Raw genomic sequence first — 14,060 nt, 5'->3', positions numbered from 1 at the left:
CCGGACCGCCACCCGCGAGAGGCCGCGCCGGCGCTACTCCGTCCCCTGCGAGCCCTCCCCCGCGAGGGCGCTGAGCAACTGCCGGGTCTCGACGAGGAGTCCACCGCCCACCGCGGCGGCCGTGCCGCTCTGGCCGCGGAAGGACTCGGCGACCCCCTGGTACGCCTCGCGGACCTGCCGCGCGGTCTCCTCGCGTGTCTCCTCCTCCTGGCCCGCGTCCTCGCCCGGCTTCCCCAGCGCGCCCAACTCCCGCGCCTCGGCGGTGCACAGGTCCGCGAGTCCGTCGGCCAGGTCGGCGTAGCGGGCGAAGAAGACCTCCCCGGGCGGGGTGAGCGGGCTGTCCTCGCCCGCCACGGCCACCAGGGTGCGGGTGATCGCACGCAGGTGGTCGGCGACGGAACTCCACCGGTCCTCGGCGGCCGGCGGCGGCTGGAGCGTTTCGAGGCGTCGCAGCTTGCGGGCCGGGTTGAGCCGGGTGCTCTCGGCGCTGCGACGGCGGGCCTCCTCGACGGCCGACAGGATCGTCTCCAGTCTGCGCGCCCGGTCGTGCCAGCCCTCCGCGTCGGCCTGCGACCATCCCTCCCGGACGCCCCCGGCGACGGCGTGCAGGAGGTCGGCGCTCTCCCGGGGCAGCCGCTGGAGCTGGTCGCGCACGCTGCGCAGGTGCACGGGCGGCAGGATGAGCGCGTTGACGGCGATGCCGATGGCCGCGCCGACCGCGGTCTCCAGGAGCCGGTTCCCGATCTGCGAGGAGTCGTTCGAGCTGTAGGTGATCACGAACAGGGCGGTCGTCGCCCCGTAGATCCCCTGGGTGCCCAGACGGCGGTAGGTGCCGATCAGGACCAGTGGCGGCAGGACGAGGGCCATGGACCCGAGGGTGTTCTCGCCCGTGAGGGACAGCGCGGCCGCCGCCGCCAGCGTGCCCAGCAGGATGACGGCGAACTGCTGGAGGCCGGAGCGCAGCGAGCGGTAGACCGTCGCGTCGACCAGGGCGAGCGCGGTCCACGGGGCGAGCAGGGCCTGCGGCGCCTTCAGCCACCAGCCGACCAGCGCCCAGGCGGCGATCGCGGCCCCGGCCGCCTTCAGCGACTGCACCATGGTGTCGCGTTCGGGGCCCGAGTAGCGGACGGCGTTGCGCGCGGTGCGCCCCACGGCCGCCGTCTCCCAGCGCACCCGGCCCGCGGCGGCCGCCGCCTCTTCCCTGACTGTCACCCGGTCCCGTCCTCCACCTCAGGGCCGCGCCCAGGCGCGGCGACGCCGACATCCGCCCGGGGTGCGGCGCTCAGTGGCCCTCCCCGTCCCGCGGCCCGTCCTGCCCGCTCTTTCCGCCGGGCAGCAGGTCCTGGATCTTCGCCTTGATCCCCTGTTTGACGACGCCCTGGGCGGCGGAGTCGCCCTTCAGCAGGGCCTTGGCCGTCGCCTCCGCCTGTTCCCAGGTGGCGTGCGGCGGGATCGGCGGTACGTCGGGGTCGGTGACGAACTCGACGAGGAAGGGCCGGTCCGCCGCGAGCGCCTGCCGCCAGGCGTCCTCGACCCCGTCGGGCGACTCCACTCGGATACCGCCGAGGCCGAGGGAGCGGGCGAAGTCGGCGTAGCGCACGTCGGGCAGGTGCTGGGACTCCAGGAACTGCGGGGCGCCGGACATGGACCGCATCTCCCAGGTGACCTGGTTGAGGTCCTGGTTGTTGAGGACCGCGACGATCAGCCGGGGATCGCTCCACTCCCGGTAGTACTTGCTCGCGGTGATCATCTCGGCGAGGCCGTTCATCTGCATGGCCCCGTCCCCGACGATCGCGATGGCGGGGCGGTCCGGGTGCGCGAACTTCGCGCCGATCACGTACGGGACCCCGGGGCCCATGGTCGCCAGTGTCCCCGACAGCGAGCCCCGCATCGATCCGCGCATCCGCAGGTGCCTGGCGTACCAGTTGGCGGCCGAGCCCGAGTCGGCCGCGAGGATCGCGTCGTCGGGCAGGAGCGCGTCCAGGGCGTGCACGACGTGCTCGGGGTTGACCGGGTCGGCCTCCAGCGCGGCCCGGCGCTCCATGACCTCCCACCACCGCCTGGTGTCCGACTCGACGCCCTCGCGCCAGGAGCCGTGCTTCTTCGGTGTCAGCAGCGGCAGCAGCCGGTCGAGGGTGGCGGCGGCGTCGCCCACGAGGTTGACCTCGAAGGGGTAGCGCAGGCCGATCATCATCGGGTCGATGTCGATCTGGACCGCACGCGCCTGCCCGTACTCCGGCAGGAACTGGGAGTACGGCAGGTTGGAGCCGATCACCAGCAGGGTGTCGCATCCCTGCATCAGCTCCCAGCTCGGGCGGGTGCCGAGCAGGCCGATGGAGCCGGTGACGTACGGCAGTTCGTCGGAGAGGACGTCCTTGCCGAGCAGTGCCTTGGCGACGCCCGCGCCGAGCACGTCGGCGATCCGCTCGACCTGGGCGCGGGCCCCGCGGGCGCCCTGCCCGACGAGGACCGCCACCTTCTCGCCGGCGTCGAGCACCTCGGCGGCGCGCCGCAGGTCCTCCTCGGCGGGGACGGCGGTGGAGTGCGCCATGCCCAGGCTGGAGGGCACCATCTTGAAGGCGTGGCCGGGCGGGGTGTACTCCAGTTCCTGCACGTCGGCCGGGATGATGACGGCGGTGACGGTGCGCCGCCCGTAGGCGGTGCGGATGGCCCGGTCGATGACGTTGGGGAGCTGTTCGGGGACGGTCACCATCTCGCAGTAGTCGGAGGCGACGTCCTGGTACAGGCTCAGCAGGTCCACTTCCTGCTGGTAGGAGCCGCCCATGGCGCTGCGGTTGGTCTGCCCGACGATCGCGACGAGGGGCACGTGGTCGAGTTTGGCGTCGTAGAGGCCGTTGAGGAGGTGGATCGCGCCGGGCCCCGAGGTGGCGGCGCACACACCGACCTTGCCGGAGAACTTGGCGTAGCCGACCGCCTCGAACGCGGCCATCTCCTCGTGGCGGGCCTGGACGAACTTGGGCTGGTTGTCGGCGCGTCCCCAGGCGGCGAGCAGGCCGTTGATGCCGTCGCCCGCGTAGGAGAAGACGTGCTCGACCTCCCAGTCGCGCAGCCGCTGGAGTACGTAGTCGGAGACTTTCATCGACATGGCGGGTCCTCTCGGTGGTGGGCGCGCACGGCGGGCCGGGCCGGGGGCCGGGCGGCGTCACGGCGAGTGCGCTGGTGGGGCACGGCGCTCGCGGTGGCCGGGCCCCAGCCCGGGTACCCAGCAGGGCGCGTACCTCACCACGGCACGGGCGACCGCCTGTACGACACCGACCACTCGCTCAAGGCCGGGGGGCTCCTCCACGCTCGGGGGCACGGTGGAGGGAACGCCGGGGATCTGCTGCTCGCCACTGCCGTCCTGCGGTTGTGCTGGCATTGAGTGGTTCCGGGTCTTTCGGTGGCTGGGCAAGCTCACGAAGGCGATCGCTTCATGCTGCCGGGGTGGTCGAGCCCGGGGTACCCCCGTTGTCGGGTGTTCACGCGTCCCGGCTGCTGCGGGCGGGTGATGCCGCACGGTTTCCCGCTCCGCTGCCGCATCGGCATGTTTCGACTCGTGAGCGGGGGCACTCAGTGGGGGACGGGGAATGACAGTCCGGGCGTGCCCGGCCGGGAGGGAGAGCCGTATGGCGGAGCCGTCGAGTCACCCGGAGGTGCGCGACCGGGAGGGGCGCGGGGCCGTCCTGGAGACCGTCTTCCGGCAGGTCCAGCCCACGGGACTGCGGGTTCCGCTGCCGGCCCGCCTGGACTACGACGTCTCCCGCCCGTACGAGGTGACCCTCGACCTGCTGCCCCCGGGCGGCCCCGCCGTGCGCTGGGTCCTCTCCCGCGAGCTGCTGCGCTCGGGCACCCGTGTGCGGTGCGGCGCGGGGGACGTGCGGCTGGCGCCGGTGCCCGGTCCCGGCCGGGCCGGGCTCGTCCTCCTGCGGCTGGGCCCGCCCCAGGCCGACGCCCTCTTCTGCGCCGACCGCGCCGAACTGGCCGACTGGCTGGGGCGGACCGAGGAAGTCATGCCGCCCGGCGAGGAGTTCGCGAGCGTCGACTGGGACGCGCTGATCGGCCGGTTGCTGCGCTGACCGCCTCTGCCGGACGTTCGCGCGGGGCCCGGCGGGATGCGGCGGGGGAAGAGGGCCGCGAGGATGGGCGCGAGGGCGGTGCACGGGGCATCGGACACGTGGGGGCGCGGGCGCCGTGCGCCCGGGCCGGTCCCGGAGGGAGGACGACGGCATGACGAGCCCCGTACCGCCCGACGACGGACGGGAGGAGACCGAGGAGCAGCGCGCCGACCGCGAGCGGGCCGATCTGCTCCAGGAACTGCGGTGGCCCGGACCGGCCGGGAGGCGGGCGGCGGGCGGCGGCCGGGTCCTCGCCGTTGTCCACGACGATCACCGGTGGGCGCGAGGGCAGGGCGCGGAGCCGGTCGAGGGTGCGCAGGAGGCTCTGGGGGCGGTTGCGGGTGATCACCGCGACGGTGACGAGTGCGCTCGGCCGGCCGGGGTCAGGCACGGGGCCCCGGCTCCGGTGCGCGCAGCCGGTCGCCGGCCGCGTCCAGCACCTCCTGGACGGTGATGCCCAGCAGTCGTGGGTCGGTGCTGCGGCCGTGCGGGTCGCCGGGCGGGCCGGGGTGCCACAGCGCGGCGTGCCGGGGGTGCTCGGGCGGCCCCCACCGGGAGGGCGCCACGGGGCCGAAGAGGGTGACCGAGGGCGTCGCGTGGGCGACCGCGAGGTGGGCGGGGCCGGTGTCGGAGCTGAGCAGCAGGGCCGCGCCGGCGACGAGGGCGGAGAGGCGCGCGAACGGCAGCCCGCCGGAGAACAGTCCGGCCTCCGTCAGCCCGGCGGCCCGTCCGAGGGCGGCGACGAGGTCCTCCTCGCCGGGGCCGCCGGTGACCACCACGCGGTGTCCTCGCGCGCGCAGGGCGCGGATCACCTCGGCGTACCTCTCGACGGGCCAGCGGCGGGCGGCGGCGTCGGCGCCGGGGTGGACGACGACGGCGCCGGGGGCCGGGGAGCGCTCCTCGGGGGCCGGGAGGCGGACGTCGTTCTCGTCGCCCGGCATGCCGTAGGCGCCGACCAGCCGGCACCAGCGGACCCGTTCGTGCTCGCCCTCCCGGGGCCGCAGCCGCTCGCCGGGCGGGGGCGGCTGGGCGTACGACAGCAGGCGGCCCGGTGCGAGGGCGGCGAGGGCGCGGTGGCTGGCGACGCCGGTGCCGTGCAGGTCGATGGCCAGCTCGGGCGGGGCCTGCGGCCAGTGGTCGAGGGAGGGTACGGCGCGGCCGGGCGCCTCGGCGGGGAAGAGGGCGTCGACCGTGCCGGTGGCGAGGGCGGCCTCGCGCAGCGCGGGCGGGGCGGCGAGCACGATCCGGTGGCCGGGCAGCGCGCGGCGCACTCCGCGCAGCGCGGGCACCCCGGCGAGCAGGTCGCCCAGGCCCAGGGCCCGCAGCACGAGCACGGCCGGGGCGCCCTCGCGGGCGGGCGCGCTCACCGTCCTCCTCCGCGTACGGAGGCGGGCGGGTCGTGGGGCGCGGCGGCCCGGCGGGCGAGGGCGGTGGTCGAGCGGCCGTCGAGGTAGGGCACGAGCAGCACCTGTCCGCCCCAGCTCTCCACGAGGTCCGCCTCGGGCAGTTCGGCGCGGACGTAGTCGCCGCCCTTGGCCCACACGTCCGGGCGCAGGGAGCGCAGCACCCGCGCGGGGGTGTCCTCGTCGAAGACCAGGACCGCGTCGACGCATGCGAGGGCGTGCAGCACCCGCGTGCGGTCGGCCTGGGCGACGAGGGGACGCCCGGGGCCCTTGCCGCGCCGGACCGAGGCGTCGGAGTTGACGCACACGACGAGGCAGTCCCCGGCCTTGCGCGCGGCCTGGAGGAGCGCCACGTGGCCCGCGTGCAGCAGGTCGAAGCAGCCGCCGGTGGCGACGACGCGGCCTCCGGCGGCGCGGGTGCGGGCGGCGACCTCGTACGCGTCCTCCGCGCTCTGGCGGCCGTCCCCCGGGGCGCCGGCCGGGCCGGGGCGGACGGCGGCGGCCCCGCCGTCGGCCACGTGGCGCGCGGCGGCGGCGACGGCGCCGACGACCGCCTCCTCGGTGAGCGCCCCGTCGGCCAGGAGCCCCGCGGCGGCCGAGGCGAAGCGGTCCCCGGCCCCGCAGGGGTCTCCGTCCGCCTCCCAGGGGGCGGGTACGTAGAGGGGCGCGTCGTCCCCGTGGGTGAGGACGGCGCCTCTGCGGCCGAGGGTGACGCAGACGGAGGCGGTCTCCCAGCTCCGTACGAGGACCCGGCCCGCGCGTACGGCGGCGTCGAGTTCGTCGGGGGTGCGGGGCGCCTCGCGCGGGCTCGCGGCGGGGCGGGTGCCGGGCCGCTCCTGGCCGGCGTCCGCCCCGTCCTGGCCGGCGCGGGCGGCCCAGTGCGCCGCCTCCGCCGCCGAGGGGGTCACCAGGCGGGCGCCGGGCACCGGCCGGGCGCCGAGCGGGTGCGGGTCCCACACGACGGTGGCCCGGACGGCCGCCGCCGCCAGCGCTGCGTGCAGTACGTGGGCGGTGCCCCGACCGTAGTCGGAGACCAGGACGGTCGCGGCCCGCTCCAGCGCGTCGAGGGCCTCCTGGGTGCTCTCCCGGGCCCGGCCGTCGCCCTCGTCGAGCCGCAGCAGGCAGTGCCCGTCGCCGCGTACCCGGGTCTTGCGCGCGAGCGGTCCGCTCAGCGGGAGGGCGATCACCCGCAGTTCGCCGTCCAGCATGCGGCGCAGTGCGGTACTGGCGGGGTCCTCGCCGAGGGCCGTCACGAAGGTGACCTCGCGGCCCTCGCGGGCGGCGAACAGCGCGGCGAGCGCGGCGCCGCCCGGCCGTCTGTGGCTGACGGCGCGGTCGAGCACGGGGACGGGGGCGTCCGGGGCGAGGCGTCCGACGTGGCCGTCGAGGTCCTCGTCGAGCAGCGCGTCGCCCACCACGAGGAGCGGGGCGGGGCCACTCATGCCGGCTCCCCGGTGGTCTCGGTCAGTTCGGCGGCCACGGCGGGGCGGTGGGCGGCGACGGCGGTGTCGAAGGACTCGCACAGCAGGTGGACGGCGACGAGGTGGAGTTCCTGCACCGTCGCGGAGACCGGGGTCTCCACGCACAGCGCCTCGTCGCTCGCGGAGGCCAGCGGGTTGGGGGCGGGCCCGGTCAGCGACCACACCGGGAGGTCCAGGGCGCGTGCCTCCTCGGCGGCCGAGACGAGGTTGGCGCTCGCCCCGCTGGTGGACAGGAGCATGAGGACGTCGCCGGGCCTGCCGTGTGCGCGTACCTGGCGGGCGAAGACGGCCTGGACGCCGTAGTCGTTGGCGATGGCCGTCGTGGACGAGGTGTCGGCGTGCAGGGCGAGCGCCGAGTAGGCGGGGCGGTCGTCGCGGTAGCGACCGACGAGTTCCGCCGTGAGGTGCTGGGCCTGCGCGGCCGATCCGCCGTTGCCCGCGACGAGCAGCCGGCCGCCCGCGGTGAGGCGCTCGGCCAGCGTCGTGCCCCAGGAGTGGAGCAGATCGGTGCGGGCGCTGAAGTGCCGCAGGGCGCGGCCCAGTTCCGCGCAGTGCGCCGCTCCGGGGCGGTGCCCGGGGCCGGGATCGCGCGAGGAGAGTGAGGAGAGCGAAGTCATCGTGCGGCCTCCGGTACGGGAGAAGTCTTCACGGCCAGCTCGTAGACGAGGCTCGCGTCGCGGGCGACGCGTTCCCAGGTGTAGAGGTCGAGGGCGCGGCGCCGGCCGGCGGCGCCGAGGCGGCGCAGCCGTTCCGGTTCGGCGAGCAGGGAGCGGACGGCGGCGACCAGGCGCGGGTCGCCGCCTGGCCCCTCGTGGTCGGCGGTGGGCGGGACGTGCGCCCCGGTCACCCGGTCGACGACGGTGTCGAGCTGTCCGCCCACGGCGGTGGCGACGACGGGCGTGCCGCAGGCCATCGCCTCGACGGGGACGATGCCGAAGGGTTCGTAGCGGGGCAGCGACAGCACCAGGTCGGCGCGGGACATCAGCGCGGGCAGGTCCGCGTGCCGTACGGCGCCCAGCAGCGTCACCCGGTCGGTGACCCCGCATTCGGCGGCCACCTTGCGCAGCCGCTCCGCCTCCGGGTCGGCCGCCAGTTCGCCGTCGGGCGGGCCCCCGGCGATGACCAGGTGGGCGCCGGGCAGTTCGCGCAGGGCGCGGATCGCCCGGTCGAAGCCCTTGCGCGGTACGAGCCGGCCGACCGAGAGGAGGGTGACCGGACGGCCGGGGCGCGCGGTGTCGTCGGGGCGTGGCGCGAAGTGGTCGGTGTCGACGCCGCAGGGGACCACGGTGATCCGCTCCGGCGGCAGGCCCATCGCGAGCAGTTCGCGCACCTCGTCGGCGCAGGTGGCCAGGAGGTGGCGGGCGGAGAGTCCCACGGTGGTTTCGATGGACTCCCGCTGCGCCGGGCTGGTGTCGGCCTCGCCCTGGTGGCGCCGCTTGACCGTGCCGAGCGCGTGGTACGTGTGCACGACCGGCACGTTGAGGGTGCGGGTCGCGGCCACCGCCGCGAGCCCCGACATCCAGAAGTGGGTGTGCACCAGGTGCGGGGGCCTGATGCTGAAGTCGCGGTGCAGCCGGGCGGCGAACGCCGGTATGTGGGGCAGGAGTTCGTCCTTGGGGACGATGCCGGGCGGACCGGCGTCCACGAGGGCGACGCGCACCCCTTCCGGGGTCGTGACCAGCGGCGGCAGCCGGGGGTCGTCCCGCCGGGTGTAGACGGTCACCTCGTGGCCGCGCCGTACGAGGTGTTCGGCGAGGCGTGCGACGTAGACGTTCTGGCCGCCCGCGTCGGCGCCGCCGAGGGCCGCCAGGGGGCTGGCGTGCTCGGACACCATGGCGATGCGCCGGTGGAGGAAGGACGGTTGCCTCATCGCACGACCTCTTTCATCAGCTGGTCCCAGTCGTCCAGGAAGCGCCGCAGCCCGTACCGCTCCAGTACGGCGGCGCGGGCCGCGGCGCCCGTCACCTGGGCGTACGCCCGGTCCGCGAGGAGCCTGCGGACTGTCTCGCGCAGCACTTCGGGCCGGTTGGACACCGTTCCCGCGCCCGGTGGCACCGCCTCGCGGGCCTCCGTGGTGTCGAGGGCGACCACGGGCATCCCGAGGAACATCGCCTCCAGGAGGGACAGTCCGAGCGAGGTCCAGCGCACGGGGTGCAGGTAGAGGCGGCGCCGGGCCATCGCCCCGTGCAGCGCGGACTGCGGCAGGTCCTGCGGGCGGCACCGTTCGGGGCTGAGCCCGAGGTGTTCGGGCAGCCCCTCGGTGCCCATGCCGAACACGTCGAGCGGTACCTCGCGGGCGAAGCCGGGCAGCAGGTCGGTGCCGGTGGTCCGGCCGCGCCGTACCGGCTCGTTGACGACGACGGCGGCGCGTTCGATGTCCCCGGTCCACTGCGGTCCCGGGTCCACGATGCCGTGTTCGACGACCGCCGTGGGCGCCCTGCCGGTGTCCCACATGAGGCGGTTGAAGTGGGTGACGTGGACGACGGGGATGTCCGGGCGGTCCGCGAGGGGGTGGCGGGTGCGTGCGGCGGGCCCCTCGGGCGTGTTGTGCTCGACGTAGACGGCGGGGACGTCGCGCCCCGGTGCCCGGCCCGTCCACCGGTGGGCGAGTTCCCGTTCGTGGGGGCGTTGCAGGACCATCAGGTCGATGTCGGCCTCGCGCAGTCGCGCGGGGCTCACCTCCCGTGCGGACTCGGGCCAGTTCCAGGTCCTGGCCCGGCCGAGTCCGTCGCCGTCCCGGTCGTGGGTGACCGGCAGCAGGTAGGTGTGGCTCCCCTGCACGAACGAGGTGAGCCACGAGCCGTGGACGTGCCAGACGAGGATGTTCACGCCGCCTCCATGAGCTTGCCGACGGCCGCCACCACGTCCTGCGCGGTGACGTCCTCCAGACAGGGGTGGCCCGGCACCGGGCAGACGCGCGCCCGGGTGTCGGCGCACGGCGCCCGCTGGTCGCCGAGCAGGACCGAGTCGACTCCGTACGGCGCCCAGCGTTCGGCGGGCACCACCGGCGCGTACAGGGAGACCACGGGCACGCCGACCGCCGCCGCGAGGTGCGCGGGGCCGGTGTTGCCGCACACCACGACGTCGGCGCCGGCCAGCACTCCGGTGAGGGTGCGCGGATCGGTGCGCCCGCCGAGGTCCACGGCCGCCGCCCCGCTGACGTACCGGGTCAGGGCGCGTTCGCCGCCGGTTCCGGTGACCACGACGCGGTGGCCCGCGTCGGCGAGGGCGAGGACGGCCTGGGCGCATTTGTCGGGGCTCCAGGCGCGGGCCGGGGCGCTCGCCCCGGGGTGCACGACGACGTACGGTCCGTTGCCGGTGAGCGCGGCCGTGTCGGGTCCCGGCAGGACCTTGAGGCGTCCGGTGTCGCCGCGCGGCGGGGTGAACCCGGTCGCGACGGCGGTGTCGAGCGCGGCCTCGGCCTCGTGCCGTCCGGGGCGGCGGTGGTGGCGCACGTCGAGCAGTCGCCCGGGGGCGTCGACGCAGTCCGCCCCGATGTGCCGCACTCCGGCCAGCCGCAGCAGGAGCGCGGCCGGGAGGGGGCTCTGGTGGAAGGAGGTCAGGATCACCGCGGTGTCGTGGCCGCCCGCCCGCAGCCGCTCCGTCACCCGGGCCACGTCGTCCGCGTCCACCGGCGGCGGGTCGACGCCCTCCCAGGGCGCCTCCCACTCCAGGATCTCGTCCACGCCCGGCAGCAGGCGCGCGGCGGGCGCCCCGCGCGGTCCGCACCACAGCGTGACGTGCGCGGAGCCGGCCGCGACGGCGCGCACGGCGGGGCCCGCGAGCAGGACGTCGCCGAAGCTGTCGAGCCGTACGACGAGGGAGCGCATCACGACCACCTCCCCGCGCGGGCGGCGGGCCGCACGGTGGGCCGCTCGCCGAGCAGGGCGCGTACGGCGGTCAGCAGATCGGGGTGCCGGTGCCGGGCGGCGGCCACTTCCTGCGGCCGGGTCACGGCGTTCGGCACGAGCACGCCCGTGGCCCCGGCGGCCTCGGCCGCCGCGAGGTCGGCTGCGATGTCGCCGACGACGGCGCAGCGGTGCGGCCGGACCCGGAGCCGGCGGGCGGCGGCGAGGACGAGTCCGGGCCGTGGTTTGCGGCAGGGGCAGCCCGCGTCGGGGGCGTGCGGGCAGAACTCCCACACGTCGAGCCCGCCGAGCAGTTCGTCGACGCGCAGGTTGACGCTCAGGACCTGCTGGGCGGTCAGCAGGCCCCGGCCGACGCCGGACTGGTTGCTCACCACTCCGGTGCGCACGCCCCGGCGGCGCAGCAGTTCCAGTGCCTCGACCGCGCCCGGCCGCAGGGTGACCCGGGCCGGGTCGCCGTTGTAGGGGACGTCCTCGATCAGCGTGCCGTCGCGGTCGAAGAGCACCGCGGCGGGTCCCGGTGGCCGCCACTCGTTCACGACACCGCCTCCCAGGCCGGGGCGTGACGGTGCCGCAGCCACCCTGCGAGCCGGTGCCGTACGGCGAGCGGCGGGATGACGGCGCTCGTGGCGAGCATCGTCACGGCCTCCTCCCGGGTCCAGGGGCCGGTCCGCAGCCGGGCCCACGCGAACTCCGCGGTGCCCAGCGCCCACAGGGTCCCCGCGAGGGCGGCGGTGCCGCGTCGTCCGGCGAGGGCGGACAGGCCGGCGAGGAGCCCGGCCCCGGTCACGGCGAGGTGCCGCCGCAGGCGCCCGCGCGGCGCCCCGGCCCGTTCCCACCAGTCCGGGCCGTGCAGGCGGCGCATGAGCGCGTCGTCGGCGTTGCCGCGCTGGGCGCGCACCGACACCCAGCGGTCCGCGGGGCGTACCGGGTGCAGCGTCCGCCGGGCGCCCCGGGACAGTTCCCAGCCCGCGTCCATGACGCGCAGCGCCAGGTCGGCGTCCTCGCGGAAGGCGCGCGGGAAGCGTTCGTCGAAGCCGCCGACCGCGCGCAGCGCCTCGGCCCGGTAGGCCATGTCGGCGGTGGCCCAGGCGGCTCCCTCCAGGCCCGCGGTGCCCCGTTCCCAGTCGGTGGGCGCGCGGTCGGCGGGCAGTGGGACGCGCAGGACGCCCTGGACCCCGCCGGTCCGCGCTCCGGCGGCGGCCAGGTCGGCGGCGAGCCTCTCGGCCCAGTCCTCCCCCACCCGTACGTCGTCGTCAAGGAACACCACCCACGGGGCGTCGACGGCGCGCAGCCCCGTGTTGCGGGCGGCGGCCGGTCCACGCCCGGCGCTGCGCAGGACCCGGACCGGGCGGCCGTCGACCGGCGGGACCTCCAGAGGCGCGGGCGCGTCGGGCCGGTCGTCCACCACGACGACCTCGCGCGGCCGGGGTCCGGTGGAGCGGTCCAGCGCCTGGAGGCACTGCCGCAGACAGGGCCGGCCGATCGTCGGCACGACCACGCCGTACGTCACCGGGGACCTGCCTGCCGGGGCGCTCACGCGAACATCCCGGCGCGCCGTACGGCGAACGGGCCGAGCGCGAGCAGGTCGACGGGCGCCGACCCGAAGCACTCCAGCGCGTCCCTGGGGTCGTCGACCATCGGGCGGCCCGCCGTGTTGAGGCTCGTGTTGACGACGGCGGGCAGCCCGGTGCGGCGTTCGAAGGCCCGGATCATGCGGGCCACGAGGGGTTCGTCGGCGGCGTCCACGGTCTGCACGCGGGCGGTGCCGTCGACGTGCACGACGGCCGCGAGGCGCGGGCGCCACTCGTCGGCGACCTCGTGCACGAACAGCATGTAGGGGCTGGGCAGCGGGCCGCCGGAGAACAGTTCGGCGGCCCGCTCGGCGAGCACCATGGGCGCCACCGGCCGGAACTCCTCGCGTCCCTTGACCGCGTTGAGCCGTTCCAGGTTCTCGGCGTGGCCGGGGTGGGCCAGCAGGGAGCGGTGTCCGAGGGCGCGCGGTCCGTACTCGCTGCGGCCCTGGAACCAGGCCACCACCCCGTTGTCGGCCAGTACCTCGGCGACGGTCTCCGCGATGTCGTCCGGCTCCTCGTAGGGCACTTCGGCCCGCTCCAGCCAGCCGCGCAGTTCCTCGTCGTCCCAGCCGCGCCCGAGCGCCGGTGTGCCCATCGGCTTGACGGGTCCGCTCTCCCGCGCCACGTGCAGGGCGGCGCCCAGCGCGGTGCCGGCGTCCCCGGCGGCGGGCTGCACCCATATCTCGCGGAACGGCGAGTCGCGGTGCAGACGGGAGTTGGCCACGCAGTTGAGGGCGACGCCGCCGGCCAGGCACAGCACGTCCTCGCCGGTGCGTGCGTGCAGTTCGCGGGCCAGGGCGAGCTGGGTCTCCTCCAGGACCTGCTGGGCGCTCGCCGCGAGGTCCGCGTGCTCCTGGCGCCAGGGGACGGTGGCGGGGCGGTGCGCGGTGAACTCGGTCCACGGCACCGGGTGCGCCCGGAAACCGCCCTCGGGCCGGGCGCCCACGTACGCGGACAGGCCGCGCGCGAACCGCGGGGTGCCGTACGAGGCGAGGGCCATCACCTTGAACTCGTCGCTGCTGCGCAGGAAGCCGAGGTGCTCGGTCAGGTCCTCGTAGAACAGGCCGAGCGAATCAGGCAGTTCCTGGGCGGCCAGCACCTCCAGCGCGCCGTCCCGGTAGTGCCCGGCCAGGTGCGCCCCGCACTCCCCGCGCCCGTCGAGGACGAGGACCGCGCTGTCGGGGTGCGGGCCCGCGAGCCCGGCCGAGGCGGCGTGCGCGACGTGGTGGGGGACGAAGCGCACCGTCTCCGGATCGAGTCCGGGCAGGGCCTCGGCGAGGAAGCCGGGGACCTGCCGGGCGTAGTCCTGGCGCAGCCAGTCGTACGGGTCGTGCAGTCCCAGCTGCTCGACGGGGCGGGCGAGCGCCGGATCGTAGGAGTAGGCGACGGCGTCGAGGTCCTCGGGGCCGAGCCCCGCCTGTTCCAGGCACCAGCGGGCGGACAGCTCGGGCAGCTCCCACGCGGAGAAGGGCAGCGGGCGCTTGCCGTGCTTGCGGCGGCTGAAGCGCTCCTCCTCGGCGGCGGCCACCACCACCCCGTCGATGACGAGGGCGGCGGCCGGGTCGTGGAAGAGGGAGTTGATGCCGAGTACGCGCATGGGGACTCCGTGGAGGACGGG

General features: G+C 76.2%; 12 protein-coding genes. 1 reads left to right on the top strand and 11 read right to left on the bottom strand.

The window, feature by feature from the left end; all coding sequences use genetic code 11:
• Positions 1-33: 33 nt before the first annotated feature.
• Both AB0J21_RS16770 and AB0J21_RS16765 read right to left on the bottom strand, forming a co-directional pair.
• The gene (locus AB0J21_RS16770; RefSeq protein WP_363146696.1) at positions 34-1,212 is read right to left on the bottom strand and encodes an FUSC family protein; all 1,179 of its coding nucleotides are present in this window, start codon (positions 1,210-1,212) and stop codon (positions 34-36) included.
• Between the two features lie 70 nt (positions 1,213-1,282).
• Positions 1,283-3,106, bottom strand: coding sequence for a thiamine pyrophosphate-requiring protein (locus AB0J21_RS16765; RefSeq protein ID WP_363146695.1), 1,824 nt, complete (start codon positions 3,104-3,106; stop codon positions 1,283-1,285).
• Positions 3,107-3,626: 520 nt separating this feature from the next.
• Between AB0J21_RS16765 and AB0J21_RS16760 the strand changes: the two genes are divergently transcribed.
• Positions 3,627-4,076, top strand: a complete 450-nt coding sequence (locus AB0J21_RS16760; RefSeq protein WP_363146694.1) for an SsgA family sporulation/cell division regulator — start codon at positions 3,627-3,629, stop codon at positions 4,074-4,076.
• A 422-nt stretch (positions 4,077-4,498) separates the two neighbouring features.
• Here the strand turns inward: AB0J21_RS16760 and AB0J21_RS16755 are convergent, their stop codons facing one another.
• Genes AB0J21_RS16755 through AB0J21_RS16715 form a run of 9 tightly spaced genes read right to left on the bottom strand, consistent with a single transcriptional unit; the run spans position 4,499 to position 14,039 of the window.
• Positions 4,499-5,482 carry a glycosyltransferase family 9 protein gene (locus AB0J21_RS16755; protein ID WP_363146693.1) on the bottom strand — a complete coding sequence of 328 codons (984 nt, stop codon included), beginning with the start codon at positions 5,480-5,482 and terminating at the stop codon, positions 4,499-4,501.
• Positions 5,479-6,960, bottom strand: a complete 1,482-nt coding sequence (gene rfaE2, locus AB0J21_RS16750; RefSeq protein ID WP_363146692.1) for a D-glycero-beta-D-manno-heptose 1-phosphate adenylyltransferase — start codon at positions 6,958-6,960, stop codon at positions 5,479-5,481. Before rfaE2 ends, AB0J21_RS16755 begins: the two co-directional genes overlap by 4 nt.
• Positions 6,957-7,616, bottom strand: a complete 660-nt coding sequence (locus AB0J21_RS16745; protein ID WP_363146691.1) for an SIS domain-containing protein — start codon at positions 7,614-7,616, stop codon at positions 6,957-6,959. The genes rfaE2 and AB0J21_RS16745 overlap by 4 nt, the downstream gene beginning before the upstream one ends.
• Complete coding sequence (locus AB0J21_RS16740; protein WP_363146690.1) at positions 7,613-8,869, bottom strand: glycosyltransferase; 1,257 nt, start codon at positions 8,867-8,869, stop codon at positions 7,613-7,615. The genes AB0J21_RS16745 and AB0J21_RS16740 overlap by 4 nt, the downstream gene beginning before the upstream one ends.
• Entirely contained in the window at positions 8,866-9,828 is a 963-nt protein-coding gene (locus tag AB0J21_RS16735) for a glycosyltransferase (RefSeq protein ID WP_363146689.1), read from the bottom strand. The genes AB0J21_RS16740 and AB0J21_RS16735 overlap by 4 nt, the downstream gene beginning before the upstream one ends.
• Positions 9,825-10,829: a glycosyltransferase family 9 protein gene (locus tag AB0J21_RS16730; RefSeq protein WP_363146688.1), complete on the bottom strand. Its 1,005-nt coding sequence runs from the start codon at positions 10,827-10,829 to the stop codon at positions 9,825-9,827. The genes AB0J21_RS16735 and AB0J21_RS16730 overlap by 4 nt, the downstream gene beginning before the upstream one ends.
• Positions 10,829-11,404, bottom strand: a complete 576-nt coding sequence (locus tag AB0J21_RS16725; RefSeq protein WP_363146687.1) for an HAD family hydrolase — start codon at positions 11,402-11,404, stop codon at positions 10,829-10,831. Before AB0J21_RS16725 ends, AB0J21_RS16730 begins: the two co-directional genes overlap by 1 nt.
• Positions 11,401-12,405 carry a glycosyltransferase gene (locus tag AB0J21_RS16720; protein ID WP_363146686.1) on the bottom strand — a complete coding sequence of 335 codons (1,005 nt, stop codon included), beginning with the start codon at positions 12,403-12,405 and terminating at the stop codon, positions 11,401-11,403. The genes AB0J21_RS16725 and AB0J21_RS16720 overlap by 4 nt, the downstream gene beginning before the upstream one ends.
• Positions 12,402-14,039: a carbamoyltransferase C-terminal domain-containing protein gene (locus AB0J21_RS16715; RefSeq protein WP_363146685.1), complete on the bottom strand. Its 1,638-nt coding sequence runs from the start codon at positions 14,037-14,039 to the stop codon at positions 12,402-12,404. Before AB0J21_RS16715 ends, AB0J21_RS16720 begins: the two co-directional genes overlap by 4 nt.
• Positions 14,040-14,060: the final 21 nt, after the last annotated feature.

It is taken from the genome of Streptomyces sp. NPDC049954 (genome assembly GCF_040656295.1).
Lineage (GTDB): Bacteria > Actinomycetota > Actinomycetes > Streptomycetales > Streptomycetaceae > Streptomyces.
The sequence above is the reverse complement of the archived record's forward strand: the minus strand, read 5'-3'. Positions and strand labels throughout refer to the sequence as shown.

Bases quoted from the DNA above. Each gene is read 5' to 3' on its own strand.
- AB0J21_RS16765 (WP_363146695.1), bottom strand. From the start codon at position 3,106: ATGTCGATGAAAGTCTCCGACTACGTACTCCAGCGGCTGCGCGACTGG.
- AB0J21_RS16760 (WP_363146694.1), top strand. From the start codon at position 3,627: ATGGCGGAGCCGTCGAGTCACCCGGAGGTGCGCGACCGGGAGGGGCGC.
- rfaE2 (WP_363146692.1), bottom strand. From the start codon at position 6,960: ATGAGTGGCCCCGCCCCGCTCCTCGTGGTGGGCGACGCGCTGCTCGAC.
- AB0J21_RS16745 (WP_363146691.1), bottom strand. From the start codon at position 7,616: ATGACTTCGCTCTCCTCACTCTCCTCGCGCGATCCCGGCCCCGGGCAC.
- AB0J21_RS16740 (WP_363146690.1), bottom strand. From the start codon at position 8,869: ATGAGGCAACCGTCCTTCCTCCACCGGCGCATCGCCATGGTGTCCGAG.
- AB0J21_RS16730 (WP_363146688.1), bottom strand. From the start codon at position 10,829: ATGCGCTCCCTCGTCGTACGGCTCGACAGCTTCGGCGACGTCCTGCTC.
- AB0J21_RS16715 (WP_363146685.1), bottom strand. From the start codon at position 14,039: ATGCGCGTACTCGGCATCAACTCCCTCTTCCACGACCCGGCCGCCGCC.